Genomic DNA, 14442 nt, shown 5'->3' with positions numbered 1-14442 from the left:
TCTGTCAAGAGCGTGCTTCTACCGAAGGGCAGAAGCCAATGCTGCCGTAGCTGCAGGTGATTGCGCATTTTTCATTTTTGCTGCAGCCGCCTCGGCAGCCTCCGCTTTAAGCTCAGCTTGCTGCGACTTGTCCAATTGCTCTTCCAATGCAAAAAGCTTTACAAACATGTCCATCGCCTCGTCAGCACGTCTTTCTCCGGCCATTTCCTTGATCCGCAAAATAGGGTCCTGCATCATTTGATTGACAATGCTCTTCGTCAGCTTTCGAATTACTTTAAGCTCATGCTCTTCCAGATCTGGGAGCTTGTTCGTCAGACTGTTGAACGTATCCTCATGAATCTCTGCTGCTTTCGTCTGCAACGCCCGAATAAGCGGCACGACACCCAGCGTTTTGTACCATTGCTCAAACAGATTCATTTCCTGAGCAATCATCGTTTCGATTTTGGCGGCTTCCTTGCGGCGCTGTTCCAAGTTACTTTCCACAATGCCCTCCAAATCGTCAATGTCATATAAAAAGACGTTGTCCACCGCTGCAATCGTTGGATCAAGATCCCTTGGAACGGCGATATCAATCATGAATAGCGGCTTTGATCTCCGGCGCTGCATGGCGCTTGCGACTACCTGGCGCGTAAGCACGAAGTTATCAGCACCCGTCGAGCTAATGACGATATCAGCTTCATGCAGCCTATTCATCGCTTCATCCATGGAGCAAGCTATTCCGTTAAACTTGTCCGCCAATTGAACAGCACGCTCATACGTCCGGTTCACAACGATAACCCGATCAGCACCATTCGCGTACAAATGCTTCGCGGTTAGCTCACCCGTCTCGCCAGCCCCAATCAGCATGACCGTCTTCTTAGAAAATTGACCGAATATCCGCTTGCCTAGCTCAACAGCAGCATAGCTGACCGATACGGCAGATTCGCCAATCGTCGTCTCCGAATGCGCCCGCTTCGCCATCGTAATCGCCTGCTTAAACAACATATTGAAAAGCGTTCCCGTCGCTTTCTGCTGCTGGGCTAATGCGAAAGCATCCTTCACTTGTCCGAGAATTTGCGTCTCGCCGATAATCATTGAATCCAGACCGCTCGCTACGTGGAAAAGATGCTCGATTGCCTTCTCATCCTCGTACATATATAAATGATTCGTAAATTCTTTCCTTGGCAGGTTAAACCACTGCTCCATAAAGCTGCGAATATGATGCCCGCATAATTGATGCCTGTCCACTACCGCATACAATTCTGTCCGATTGCAGGTCGCCACAATGACACATTCCAAAATGCTGTCTGTATTCATAAGCTGTTTGACAGCTTCCGGCAGCTCTTTTTCCGAAAAAGCAAAACGTTCTCTTACTTCTACTGGAGCAGTACGGTAGTTAAGACCTACTGTAATGATGTGCATGTGTTTCACCTGCCTCCCTTATCAAATTGCCGCGTTCTTTCTGTCTACGCCATTATAGCACAGTTCGACATTCATACTTCCTTCATTTATGAATAAAGTTTGAACCACAAATCCATTATTCCCTAATCATACAAAGAAATAACCATGGAAGCTTCCATGGTTATTTCTGTATCATACATTTGAGAGCTTTAAACGAGCTCGATTTGTTTCATTTTCGGTTCTTCAACTTGCAATTCGCCCATACCACGTATCAGCTTTTTCGCATGAGTTGTCGTTGGCTTCAGTGCAGCAATCATATAATCGATAGCCACCTGCGGATCCACGGTTTCACCGCAAGTATAACAGTCAAGCGCGGCAAATCCTCTCTCAGGATACGTGTGAATAGAGAGGTGACTCTCCGACAGCAGCACGAGTACGGTTGCTCCTTGAGGCTCAAATTGTTTGGATTGCACCGACAATACAGTAGCGCCGCAGCTTTCAGCAGCCTCCACCATTTGGGCTTGCAAAAATTCAGCGTTGTTCAGCAGATCGAAATCTACTCCCCAAGTATCAACAGCAACGTGTCTTCCGAAAGTTGAGTATTCCATCTTCCGGTTCCCCCTTCCTAGGAATAAAATGTTTAAAAATTTCATCCGCTAGGACCTACGTCATTCACTTCCCGAGGGAATAATCTCTCGCAACATAACCATGTCCTGAGTGAATCCTGGTTCCTATTATTGTGTTAAACGATGTTTTCAACGAGATTAAAAATAACATCTATCCGAAAGAATTGCAACCTTTTTTTTCAGCTGGCCATATTATTTTTTGCATTCTGCGGACTGAATACAGAAATTTGACCTGCATTGTCCGCTCACCTTCTTGTCCATTAGCAGCCGAAATGCTTTGAACGGCAGAGGAAGCAATCGTTCCTGAAAATCAAGCAAAAACGACTTCGTCGACTTTCTGGGACGAGCGTAGAGCTTTGACGGAGAATTCTAAGCGAATATAAGGATAAAACTTATACTTTCTTAAGAATTAAAAAAAAAGAAATCGCGGCTGCGATTCCTATAGGCTTATGTCTACTATTTGCTTGTCATAAATACCTTAATTACGCCTCAAGCATAAACAGCTTGTGCGTATGCATAGCCAAACGCTCATCAATAGCAGCGATCTCAGTCTGATTTTTCGTCTGATTACGAAGATCAAGCAGCTCATTAATCGCATTATTAACCATTGAAATCTCGCGTTCAATCAAACGGCTGCGGAATACCCGCTCCAGTTGCCCGATCGTATCCTTGTACTCGAATACAACACGTACGCCGCTCTTCGTTGTTTCAACGATTTTGCGAACGGCACCCTGTATATAGTGGTAGGTCATTGTATAATGGCTGTAAATGCGATTAACAACGGCGTCCCCATGGAATGCTGAAACAGCTTTACGCATAGCATTGGTTAGCTTCTGGTGGACAAGGCGGCAGGAGAGCACACAAACGTAACGGTCTTGTTGACGCTCAAAGATCAGTCTGATCTCTTCCCTCCCTGCTACGTCTTCGAGAACCAGCTCCTGATTGCCGTTATCGAGCACCATCACTTGTAGGTGAAGCTGCTGATCATCAAAAAAACGGACAAATTGGGTCATCTCTTCATTCGTTAACTGCAGTTTGGCATTTACATACTCTGTGGCTAGCCGCTGAGCCATAAAAATCTCCTCAATTCTTTAAACTTGCAATTGGATGCTACAATCAATTCTATTCTTCTATACCCGCTTTACGAGAAATTGAAACGAATCCTTCTAATGTCCATTCGCCCTTTCACGCTCGCTTACCTATATTATACGTGATTGCATCCAATTATTCCTGCCTCTCAGTGCCGAAATTCTCGCATATTTCAGAAAAAACGGGAAAATTATGCGAGGAGACCCACATATCTTCCTGTATTCTCTTCTTTATGTGAAAAGTTGCCGCACTTGCTCGCTTATGTGGAGATCGTCTCCGTAATAACGCTCCATAATTCATCGCGGCCTTGGCCAGTCTCCGAGGAATAGAGCACCACCTTATCACGAGGATCCGCTTGCAGCGTCGTCTTGATCATTTTAATATGCTTGTCCCATTTGCCTTTAGGAATTTTGTCCGCTTTCGTTGCCACAATGCAGGTCGGAATATTGTAATGCTTGAGCCAGTTGTACATAAGCTGATCATCCTTCGATGGCTCATGGCGAATGTCAATAATAAGCAATTGCAGCTTAAGCTCCTTGCGATCGCGAATGTATCTTTCAATCATTTGGCCAAAAGCCTCGCGCTGGGTTTTGGAAACCTTGGCATAGCCATAGCCGGGGAAATCGACAAAATAAATGCTGTCATTGACGCGATAATAGTTAAGCTGCTGGGTTTTGCCAGGCTGTGAGCTAGTTCTTGCCAAGTTTTTACGCATAATCATTTTATTAATTAATGAGGACTTCCCAACATTCGAACGCCCTGCCAGAGCAATCTCTGGCAAGGCATCCTCCGGGTATTGATGCGGCTGAACCGCGCTTATAATAAAATCTGCTTGTGTAATCTTCATAATGTAGGTGTTCCTGCTTTCTCTTCTGTCTTGGCCGGAAGCAGCGCATGCAGAAGGACTTCATCAATATGCCCGACCGGGACAAACGTTATCTCGCTCCGCACACTGTCTGGAATGTCGCGCAGATCGCGTTCATTATCCTTCGGCAGCAATATTTTCTTAATGCCTGCACGGTGGGCGGCAAGCGATTTTTCCTTGAGACCGCCGATTGGCAAGACGCGTCCGCGAAGCGTGATTTCCCCTGTCATCGCGACCTCTTTGGATACATAACGTCCGGTCAAAGCCGAAATAAGCGCAGTGGCAAGCGTTATGCCCGCAGACGGACCATCCTTCGGAATCGCACCTTCCGGAATATGAATATGAATATCGTTTTTCTCATGGAACTGCGGGTCAATGCCAAGCTCCAGCGCCTTCGAACGCGTATAGCTGAACGCAGCCTGCGCTGATTCCTTCATGACATCACCGAGCTGCCCCGTGAGCGTCAGCTTTCCGCTGCCTGGCATAACGGTCACTTCAATAACGAGTGTATCGCCGCCGACCTCAGTCCAGGCAAGGCCAGTAACTGCACCGATCTGATTTTCGGCCTCAGCCATACCATAGCGGAACTTCGCTGGTCCAAGCCATTCCTTGAGCAGCTCCACATCAACGTGAAGCGTCTTCACCTCGGCTTGCTGCTCTGTCTCTGCAAGCTGCTCAGACTGCAAGGCAGCCTCTTGCTGCTTCTCCAGACGCCCAGATATAGAGGCAGCTTCTTCGCCTTCGCCAAATGCAGCCTCCAGCACATTCAAAGCTGGCTCATCTTGGACAACTGCTTCCTCTACCTTTAATGGAACTGTACCCGATGCCACAATTTGCTTCGCTGCCTTGCGGCAAATCGCAGCCATTTGCTGCTCCAAATTCCGCACGCCGGATTCCCGCGTGTAATCGCGAATAAGCTGAAGCAGCGTTTCCTCGCTCACCTGCAGCTGCTCATCTGTAAGCCCGTGCTCCCGCTTCTGCTTCGGCAGCAAATAGCGCTGAGCGATTTTCAGCTTCTCAAGCTCGGTATAGCCGGGAATGTACAGCACTTCCATTCGGTCCAGCAGCGGGCGCGGAATATTATGCATGGCATTAGCCGTCGTGACGAACATAACGCCAGACAAGTCAAATGGTACCTCAACAAAATGATCGCTAAACGTATTGTTTTGCTCTGGGTCCAGCACCTCAAGCAGAGCTGACGCCGGATCGCCGCGGAAATCCATTGCCATCTTGTCGATTTCATCGAGCAAAAATACAGGGTTACTAGAACCCGCCGTCTTCATGCCTTGAATAATACGACCTGGCATAGCACCAACGTATGTACGGCGATGCCCGCGAATTTCTGCTTCGTCCCGAACGCCGCCAAGCGATATGCGGACGAATTTGCGTCCCAGCGACTTCGCAATGGAGCGGGCGAGCGACGTTTTACCAACGCCTGGAGGGCCCACTAGGCACAAAATCGGTCCTTTAAGCTTTTTCACCAACTGCTGAACCGCAAGGTACTCAAGTACCCGCTCCTTTGGCTTTTCAAGTCCATAATGATCCTGATTAAGAATATCTTCCGCCTTGGACAGACTGAGATCGTCTTCCGTCTCCTTGCTCCATGGCAACGATAAGAGCCAATCAATATAATTGCGTATAACGCCGCCTTCAGCTGAAGTAGTCGGCATTTTTTCCAAACGGTCAATTTCCTTCTCAATCTTCTCTCTCACTTGGTCAGGCACATCAGCCTGCTCAAGCTGGCTGCGCAGCTCCTCAACCTCGCCGGCGCGTCCTTCCTTCTCGCCAAGCTCCTTCTGGATCGCTTTCATCTGCTCACGCAAATAATATTCCTTCTGCGTTTTCTCCATCTGCTTCTTGACGCGCTGGCTGATTTTGCGCTCAAGCTCCAGCACTTCCCGCTCATTGTTCAAAATGTCGAGCAGCCGTTCAAGCCGCTGCCGGACATCAATTGTCTCCAAAATCTCTTGCTTGTCTTTAATTTTAAGAGATAGATGGCTCGTAATCACATCGGCCAAGCGTCCTGGCTCATCAATATCCGAGACTGCCGCATGCGTCTCCGGCGTAATTTTTTTGGACAAGGACGTGTAATGCTCGAATTGGCTGAGCACCGAGCGCATGAGCGCATCCACCTCAGGGTCTGTTGTTTCCTCTTCCGGAAACTCCTTAACCATAACCTCATAAAATTCTTCCGTCGGCAAATAATCCATAATTTCCGCGCGCAGGACGCCTTCCACCAGCACGCGGATCGTTCCATTTGGCAGCTTAAGCATCTGCCGTACCTTCGCAATCGTACCGACTCTGTATATATCTTCCTCGGTAGGCTCCTCTATGTTCACTTCCGATTGCGAGCAAAGCAATATCATATGATCGTCAACCATCGCGCGTTCTAGCGCGCGAACCGATTTGTCCCTACCCACATCAAGGTGTAGCACCATGCTGGGATATACCAGTAGCCCCCTGAGCGGAAGCAAGGGCAGCCGACGGTTTTTCGTTTTTCCGGGTCCCACACCAGCACCTCCAAATGTTTAAGTCTCCCTTATTTTATCATTCTGCGGAATCAGCCTGCAAATAGGGAACAGCCGCCCCCATATACCGCTCGTTTGCAATGTGGTTTTCCACTTCGTTTACGACGGTATTTCCTAAAGGGAACACCAGATTAAATACCTCATCTACACGTTCCACAGGAATGACCTTCAAACCTTTTAAATCTGCAAAGATGGCCTGCCAGTTTTCACGCGGAATGATGACTGTGTCCGCCCCTGCCTGAAAAGCCGCCTCGACCTTCGCCAATACACCGCCAACAGGCTTGACGTCGCCATGGATGCCAACTTCTCCTGTCATCGCCAGCTTATTGTCAATTGTCTCGTTTTTGATCGCGGAGGCGATTGCTGTCGCCATTGCAATGCCAGCTGACGGGCCATCAATCGGCGTTCCACCCGGGAAGTTGATATGCAGGTCATAATCCTGCGGATTAAGACCATATCGGCGCAACATAGTCAGGACGTTTTCGACAGAGCCCTTCGCCATGCTTTTGCGGCGTAGCGTACGCGAGCCTCCGCCGAGCTCTTCCTCCTCGACTACTCCGGTAATCGTATATTGCCCTTTACCACTAACAGCCGGAATCGCACTAACCTCAACCTCGAGCAGCATGCCCATATTCGGACCATACACGGCAAGACCGTTAACGATGCCCACTTGCGGCGCTTCTGGCACCTTCCGCTCTGGACGCGGCGGTATTTGGCTGCTGTTCACAACCCATTCAACATCGGCAGCCGAAATACGGTCCCGCTTCTCGGATAAAGCAACACCTGCTGCCAGCTGAATGACGTTTACCGCTTCACGGCCATTTGTCGCATATCGCTGCACAACCTCTACAGCTTCAGGGCAGGGGGAAAATCCAATTTTGCGAATCGCATTTTCGGCAATGGAAGCAATCTCGCCTGCAAGCAGCGGACGAAAGAAAATTTCCATGCAGCGTGAGCGAATTGCAGGAGGCAGCTCCTGCGGCGAACGTGTCGTCGCGCCTACAAGACGAAAATCGGCAGGCAGGCCATTTTGAAAAATATCATGGATGTACGAAGGAATATTAACATCCTCGGAATTATAATAAGCACTCTCCAAATATACTTTGCGATCCTCGAGTACTTTTAAAAGCTTATTCATTTGGACGGGATGCAATTCCCCGATTTCATCAATGAACAAAATACCGCCATGCGCCTTCGTTACAGCGCCAGCCTTCGGCTGAGGGATACCGGCAACTCCCATCGCCCCCGCGCCTTGATAGATCGGATCGTGAACAGAACCAATTAAAGGATCAGCAATGCCGCGCTCATCAAATCTCGCGGTAGTCGCATCAATTTCCGTAAACTTCGCTTCAGGCAAAAATGGCGAGGCTGCGTTTTTCTTCGCTTCCTCCAGCACGACGCGAGCGGCGGCTGTTTTGCCAACGCCCGGCGGGCCATAAATAATGACATGCTGCGGATTTGCGCTGCACAGCGCAGCTTTAAGCGCACGCAGACCATCCATTTGGCCAACGATATCCTGCATCGCCTGTGGCCTTGTCTTCTCGGCCAGCGGCTTCGTCAGTGAGATGGAACGCAGCTTGCGCAGCTTATCCATTTCCTTGCGGGACTCCCGGTCAACCGCAGACCGATTCGTTTTTTGATTGCGCAGCAAATTCCAGAAGTACAAACCGATAACCACTGCAAAAAACACTTGAATCAGCATCAAAATAATACTTAAACTCATACGTTACCCGCTCCTCTCAAAGGCACACTATCCGGCAATAAAGTTCATAACTGGTAGTATTGCCTCATCGAGAGAAAAATAACCGTGCCGTCGTTCACATGAACAACAGCACGGCCATGTTTATAAGGCAGGCGTATGATGCTTGCGGCCAGGAATTTCTCCTGTTTCTTCAAAAGCTTGTACGATGATATCAATTTCCTTCTTCAGCTCGCTGAGCAGCTCGGCTTCAGGAACTTTGCGAACCAGCTCTCCGTAACGGAATAGCATCCCTTCGCCTCTAGCTCCCGCGATACCGATATCTGCTTCACGTGCTTCACCAGGACCGTTGACGGCGCAGCCAAGCACTGACACCTTGATCGGAACCTTGATTTTTGAAATATATTCCTCGACCTCATTGGCAATAGTGAACAAGTCAATATCAAGCCGGCCGCAAGTTGGACATGAGACGAGCGTTGCAGCATTCGTAATAAGTCCAAAGGTTTTCAGCAGCTCCCGAGCTACCTTTACTTCTTCCACTGGATCAGCACTCAAGCTAATACGCAGTGTATTACCGATGCCAAGCGTCAGCAGCGCGCCAATGCCGGCAGCACTTTTGATCGTGCCCGTATGCAGCGTGCCTGCTTCCGTAATGCCAAGGTGAAGCGGATAACGGATCTTCTCCGCCGCCATTTTGTAAGCGGCAATAGCCATAGGAACGTCGGAAGCTTTGAGCGACACGATAATATCATGGAAATCTAGCTCCTCCAAAATACCGATGTGGAACAAGGCGCTCTCCACCATTGCCTCAGGCGTTGGATAGCCGTATTTCTCCAGCAAGTGATTTTCCAAGGAGCCGGCATTTACACCGATGCGAATTGGAATACCCTTTTCCTTGCAGGCTTTAACGACCGCTTCGACACGCTCGCGGCGGCCAATATTGCCGGGATTGATTCTAACCTTGTCAATGCCGTTTTCAATTGCAGCAAGCGCGAGCCTATAATCAAAATGGATATCGGCAACAAGAGGAATATGAATCCGCTTCTTTATTTCCTTAATCGCTTCCGCCGCTTCCTTATTGTTGACGGTCACGCGAACGACCTGACAGCCCGCTTCCTCGAGCCGAAGTATTTCCGCAACAGTTGCCTCTACGTCTGCCGTTTTGGTCGTGCACATACTTTGAATGATGACTTCGTCGCTGCCGCCAATCGTCAAGTTACCGACTTTGACAGGCACCGTATCTTTACGTGTGTACATACAGTGATCTCTCCCATGAACGTCAAAGTCCACCCTCTTGATGCGAGCTATGAAGCCGCCCAGCGGGTGGAACAGTGACGGTGATGAATATTATTTAGGCGCTTTCTTCCTTCTTCTTGCCCTTCTTCGCTGTCAGTTCAGGCATGATTTTGTCCCGAACGGCCTGCTCCGTAACGAGGCAAGTGTTCACATCATCGCGCGACGGAATTTCATACATCACGTCAAGCATAATGCCCTCAATAATGGCACGAAGGCCGCGGGCACCTGTATTGCGCTTAATGGCTTCCTTAGCGATCGCTTCAAGCGCGCCTTCTTCGAAGTCCAATTTGACATTGTCCATCTCCAGCAGCTTCTGGTATTGCTTAACAAGTGCGTTTTTCGGCTCGGACAAAATCCGTACCAAAGCCGGCTCATCAAGCGGCTCCAAAGTCGAGATAACTGGAAGACGACCAACAAACTCGGGGATAAGACCGAATTTGAGCAAATCCTCCGGCAATACCATCGACAAGTATTCGCCAGCCTTCAAATCCTTCTGTACTTCGCCAGTAGAATTGAAGCCGATCACTTTTTTGCCGATACGACGTTTGATTAGCTGCTCCAGACCATCGAAGGCACCGCCGCAAATAAACAAAATGTTCGTCGTATCAATCTGGATGAACTCTTGATGTGGATGCTTGCGACCGCCTTGCGGCGGTACAGAGGCAACCGTACCCTCAAGAATTTTCAGCAAGGCTTGCTGCACGCCTTCACCCGATACATCGCGCGTAATTGAAGGGTTTTCGGATTTACGAGCCACCTTATCAATTTCGTCGATATAAATAATGCCGCGCTCTGCTTTCTCAACGTCATAATCTGCCGCCTGAATAAGCTTGAGCAAAATGTTCTCAACGTCCTCGCCCACATAACCCGCTTCAGTAAGCGAGGTTGCATCAGCGATTGCAAAAGGTACGTTCAAAATTTTAGCCATCGTCTGCGCCAACAGCGTTTTACCCGAGCCTGTAGGGCCAACGAGCAAAATGTTGCTCTTTTGCAGCTCAACGTCTTCGATTTTGCTTTGTGAATTTACGCGCTTGTAGTGATTGTAAACTGCAACTGCAAGCGACTTCTTAGCAAATTCCTGTCCAATGACATAGGAATCAAGAATACCGCGAATATCTTGCGGCTTCGGAATGTCTTTCAAGTCCAGCTCTTCTTCATGACCTAGCTCTTCCTCTACAATCTCCGTGCAGAGCTCGATACATTCATCGCATATATAGACGCCGGGACCGGCAACCAATTTACGCACTTGCTCCTGCGATTTGCCGCAGAATGAGCATTTCAACTGGCCCTTCTCATCGTTGAATTTAAACATGGAATCACCCCTTCTTCAAAATCTTATATCGGCGTGGTAATAACCTTGTCGATCAAGCCGTATTCAAGCGCTTCTTGTGCACTAAGAAAATAATCGCGATCTGTATCGCGGTCGATTTTATCATAGGGCTGGCCGGTACGCTCCACATAAATATTATTCAGCTTATGCTTCGTTTTAAGAATCCAGTCGGCATGGATTTTAATATCCGTTGCCTGACCTCTTACACCGCCGAGCGGCTGATGAATCATAACTTCACTGTTAGGCAGCGCGAAACGCTTGCCCTTGGCTCCCGCTGTCAGCAGAAGGGAACCCATGCTCGCAGCCATACCTACACAAATCGTAGACACGTCCGGCTTAATATATTGCATCGTATCAAAAATGCCCATGCCAGCCGTAACGGAACCGCCAGGGGAATTGATGTACAGATGAATGTCTTTCTCAGGATCGTCGGCCGTTAGAAAAAGCAGCTGTGCAATGATGGAGTTTGCAACATCGTCATCAATCGCACTTCCGAGAAATATAATTCTGTCCTTGAGCAAACGCGAGTAAATATCGTAAGACCTCTCCCCGCGATTCGTTTGTTCGACTACGATAGGTACCAGATTCATCCGACCAACCTCTTTTCGTTTATGGCTTAATTTCATGGCTTTATTGTAACACGCCAAAAGCTCACTGTCATTTTTCACTACTACCTTATGCGAACGGCGATGCTTGATATGTACGGAGAACGGCCCCGCGCTTAAATGTACCATTATGTAGTTTGAAAATAAGGCACGTGGGTAGACGTGCCTTATTCTCAGGTTAATGCTTATATTCAGTTGCTTGATTAAGCTTCTTGAGTTGCTTCAACGATCTTGCAGTTATCACTCAAGAGCTTGATTGTTTTGCGCAGTTGAACATCTTGCTTCAGGCTGTCGATGTTGCCGTTTTTCGTGAACAGTTCACGAAGCTCTTCAACTGGACGGTTGTAAGAAGCAGACAGCGTTTCAAGCTCAGCTGTCAAATCCTCATCTGTAATCTCGACGCCCTCTGCTTTAGCAATGGCTTCAAGAACTAGGTTGTTGCGAACGCGTTTTGCTGCATCGCCTGCCATTTGCTCACGAAGCACGGACTCGTCTTGACCAGAGAACTGGTAGTACAGGTCCAGCGTCATGCCTTGCATGCGAAGACGGTTTTCGAAGTCGCGAAGCATGAAATCCACTTCAGTATCAACCATCGGCTGTGGAATTTCCACTTGCGCAGCTTCGCTTGCTTTTTCAACGAGTTGAACTTCAAGCGCTTGCTCTGCATCTTTAGCTTTCTTTTCCTTCAGCTTGCCAGCAAGATCTTGCTTGTACTCTTCAAGCGTATCAAATTCGCTGACATCCTTAGCGAACTCATCGTCAAGAGCGGGCAGGCTTTTGCGTTTGATTTCATGCAGCTTCACTTTGAAAACCGCTTGCTTACCAGCAAGGTTTTCAGCGTGGTAGGCTTCAGGGAACGTTACTTCAACATCTTTGAAGTCGCCAATTTGCATGCCAACTACTTGATCTTCAAAGCCTGGAATGAAGGAATTCGAGCCCAGCTCCAGCGAATAACCTTCGCTTTTGCCGCCTTCGAACTGTTCTCCATCTACATAACCGTCAAAATCAATGACCGTTGTATCGCCGTTCTCAGCTGCACCTTCATCAAGAACAGTCAGCTCAGCATGGCGTTGTTGCAGGCGCGCAAGCTCAGCTGTGATTTCTTCTTCGCTTACCTCTGTGCTTGCAGCTGTAACTTCAAGGCCTTTGTACTCGCCAAGCTCAACTTCTGGCTTAACGATAACTTTAGCTTTGAATTTGAACGTTTGACCTTTGCCAAATTGCTCAACGTCGATTTCAGGACGGTCAACCGGCTGAAGATCGTTTTCTGCGATTGCGTTTGTGTAAGCTTCAGGCAGCAAAATGTCAATTGCATCCTGATACAGGCTCTCTACGCCAAAGCGCGATTCGAACATGCCCCGTGGAACTTTACCTTTACGGAATCCTGGAACATTAACCTTTTGAACGACTTTCTTAAACGCCTCATCCAGTGCTACTGCTACTTTCTCAGCACCAACCTCAACATCAATAGAGATGAGGTTCTTGTCTATTTTTTCCCAAGTTGCTTTCATTTTATGCTTTCCCCTCCAAAAATACGCATACATCCGTAGATTTCACGTTTCATAAACCATTCTATTATAATAGTATTGAGCCTTTTAATCAAGGCTCTGGATCTTCATCCCCTGGCTGCTGTACAACGGCCACCTGACGTAGCGTCCGGCAGGCCTGTTCGTAACGGAATCTAAGTGCTTCTGTAATGCCGTATGTATCTCGAATATCATCATCATTGACGGTGCCGTATACGGTAATTAACAAAGTCTGATGCAGCGCTCCTGCGTAGCAATCCACCGTCTCCTCATCATCCCGCAGCATCCAAGTGTAAGCGGTCGTGCCGTATAAAAATTGCAGACTATCCTTCCAAAGCTCTCTCGCAAAATGTGGAAGCGATGGATCATCCGCCTCCGTAACGCTCTCCACTCGCTCCAAAATGCGGTTGACGGGCTGTGGAAAATCATCCATTGCGAGCGGCGTCGCATCAATCTCAAGCTCCACCTGCTCGCCTAGCCGCTCCATTACGAGCCGTCCGGCCGCTCCTCGCTTACGCAAGCATTGCAGCGCCTTGAACTGCACGATAGGATGAACGTCTGACGCTGTGGTGAGCCACTTTGAAATGATATCGTCCACCTCGGTTGCTCGAATGAATACCGCCCGCTCCAGCGCTAAAATTTGCTGATCAATCATCGGGTGATGCTTCATAATGTAGAGCACCTGTTTCACATAGCCTTCATCCTGCTCAGCAGGATTGAGCAGATCTTCACGCATCGCTTGCTCATCGGCTTCCTGCTCTGCGGAATTTAAAGCCGCCTCTTCACCAGGAACGTGATATTCCGGAAAAGCCATATCAAGCCAGGAAAGCAAGCTTTCCCATTCCTCATAGTGACGCTCGTCCTCGCCTTCGCAGGAAAGCAGGAACTGCAGCAGCCGCTTGGCTTCACCATATTGCTCGGCTTCAAGCATCCGCGTCAATTGAATTTGATACTGATCCAACATTCGCGGGAACAAATACACGTTTTTTCCTGTGCCTTCATTATGCGAGTCATTGGGAGTTGTAATGGTACCACCACCTTGTCGGTCAAACTCCAGCTTCATCTGTCCATTGCTTGCGATAGATTATACCACGTAAGCGGGCAATATAAAAATATACGTTTACCCGCGAGCATAATCTTAAAAAAAGCTTGCCCTGCACATTGAAAATGTGTATATTAATTCATGTGGCTTTTTTACCCAAACATGCTCAGGTAGAAACACAAAATTGCCTATTGCATAAATGCAGCCCGTCGTGCTATACTCATACTTACGTGTCCCAGTAGCTCAGCTGGATAGAGCAACGCCCTTCTAAGGCGTCGGTCGGGAGTTCGAATCTCTCCTGGGACGTATTTCAATTCCATTCGTTTTATCTAGTTAAAGCAACGAAAGCACACTGTTTTTTTAACTTGTGCGCTTTCGTTGCTTTTTTGCTTTGAATTTAACAAAAGAGCGGCTTCTCATCTGAGAAACCGCTCTTTTGTTTTTACCATTTGAAGA

General features: G+C 48.3%; 11 protein-coding genes and 1 tRNA gene. 1 reads left to right on the top strand and 11 read right to left on the bottom strand.

Going from position 1 to position 14442, the window contains the following annotated elements; genetic code table 11:
• Positions 1 to 18 precede the first annotated feature (18 nt).
• The 11 genes from hemA to V5J77_RS07930 form a co-directional block, all read right to left on the bottom strand.
• Positions 19 to 1401, bottom strand: a complete 1383-nt coding sequence (hemA, locus tag V5J77_RS07980; RefSeq protein ID WP_338555243.1) for a glutamyl-tRNA reductase — start codon at positions 1399 to 1401, stop codon at positions 19 to 21.
• A gap of 188 nt (positions 1402 to 1589) precedes the next feature.
• Positions 1590 to 1988: an adenosylmethionine decarboxylase gene (gene speD, locus V5J77_RS07975; RefSeq protein ID WP_338555242.1), complete on the bottom strand. Its 399-nt coding sequence runs from the start codon at positions 1986 to 1988 to the stop codon at positions 1590 to 1592.
• Between the two features lie 500 nt (positions 1989 to 2488).
• Positions 2489 to 3079, bottom strand: a complete 591-nt coding sequence (locus V5J77_RS07970; protein WP_338555241.1) for a non-ribosomal peptide synthetase module — start codon at positions 3077 to 3079, stop codon at positions 2489 to 2491.
• 275 nt (positions 3080 to 3354) lie between these two features.
• Positions 3355 to 3942, bottom strand: a complete 588-nt coding sequence (yihA, locus tag V5J77_RS07965; protein WP_046229401.1) for a ribosome biogenesis GTP-binding protein YihA/YsxC — start codon at positions 3940 to 3942, stop codon at positions 3355 to 3357.
• Positions 3939 to 6470 (bottom strand): endopeptidase La, encoded by a 2532-nt coding sequence (lon, locus tag V5J77_RS07960; RefSeq protein ID WP_338555240.1) that lies wholly within the window; start codon positions 6468 to 6470, stop codon positions 3939 to 3941. The genes yihA and lon overlap by 4 nt, the downstream gene beginning before the upstream one ends.
• Before the next feature lie 37 nt (positions 6471 to 6507).
• Complete coding sequence (gene lonB / locus V5J77_RS07955; protein WP_338555239.1) at positions 6508 to 8211, bottom strand: ATP-dependent protease LonB; 1704 nt, start codon at positions 8209 to 8211, stop codon at positions 6508 to 6510.
• 120 nt (positions 8212 to 8331) lie between these two features.
• On the bottom strand, positions 8332 to 9444 hold the full coding sequence (gene ispG, locus V5J77_RS07950) for a flavodoxin-dependent (E)-4-hydroxy-3-methylbut-2-enyl-diphosphate synthase (protein WP_338555238.1): 1113 nt from the start codon (positions 9442 to 9444) through the stop codon (positions 8332 to 8334).
• 94 nt (positions 9445 to 9538) lie between these two features.
• Positions 9539 to 10795, bottom strand: coding sequence for an ATP-dependent protease ATP-binding subunit ClpX (clpX, locus tag V5J77_RS07945; protein WP_046229405.1), 1257 nt, complete (start codon positions 10793 to 10795; stop codon positions 9539 to 9541).
• Positions 10796 to 10818: 23 nt separating this feature from the next.
• Positions 10819 to 11403 carry an ATP-dependent Clp endopeptidase proteolytic subunit ClpP gene (clpP, locus tag V5J77_RS07940; protein ID WP_056039867.1) on the bottom strand — a complete coding sequence of 195 codons (585 nt, stop codon included), beginning with the start codon at positions 11401 to 11403 and terminating at the stop codon, positions 10819 to 10821.
• 218 nt (positions 11404 to 11621) lie between these two features.
• Entirely contained in the window at positions 11622 to 12929 is a 1308-nt protein-coding gene (tig, locus tag V5J77_RS07935; RefSeq protein ID WP_338555237.1) for a trigger factor, read from the bottom strand.
• A gap of 88 nt (positions 12930 to 13017) precedes the next feature.
• Positions 13018 to 14007: a hypothetical protein gene (locus V5J77_RS07930; protein WP_338555236.1), complete on the bottom strand. Its 990-nt coding sequence runs from the start codon at positions 14005 to 14007 to the stop codon at positions 13018 to 13020.
• Between the two features lie 211 nt (positions 14008 to 14218).
• Here V5J77_RS07930 and V5J77_RS07925 point away from each other — a divergent pair.
• A tRNA-Arg gene (locus V5J77_RS07925) sits at positions 14219 to 14292 on the top strand.
• The last annotated feature ends 150 nt before the right edge of the window (positions 14293 to 14442 follow it).

The sequence above is a fragment of the Paenibacillus sp. KS-LC4 genome (assembly GCF_036894955.1).
Lineage (GTDB): Bacteria > Bacillota > Bacilli > Paenibacillales > Paenibacillaceae > Pristimantibacillus.
Note: the sequence above shows the minus strand (reverse complement) of the source record. Positions and strands in the feature narration are given on the sequence as shown.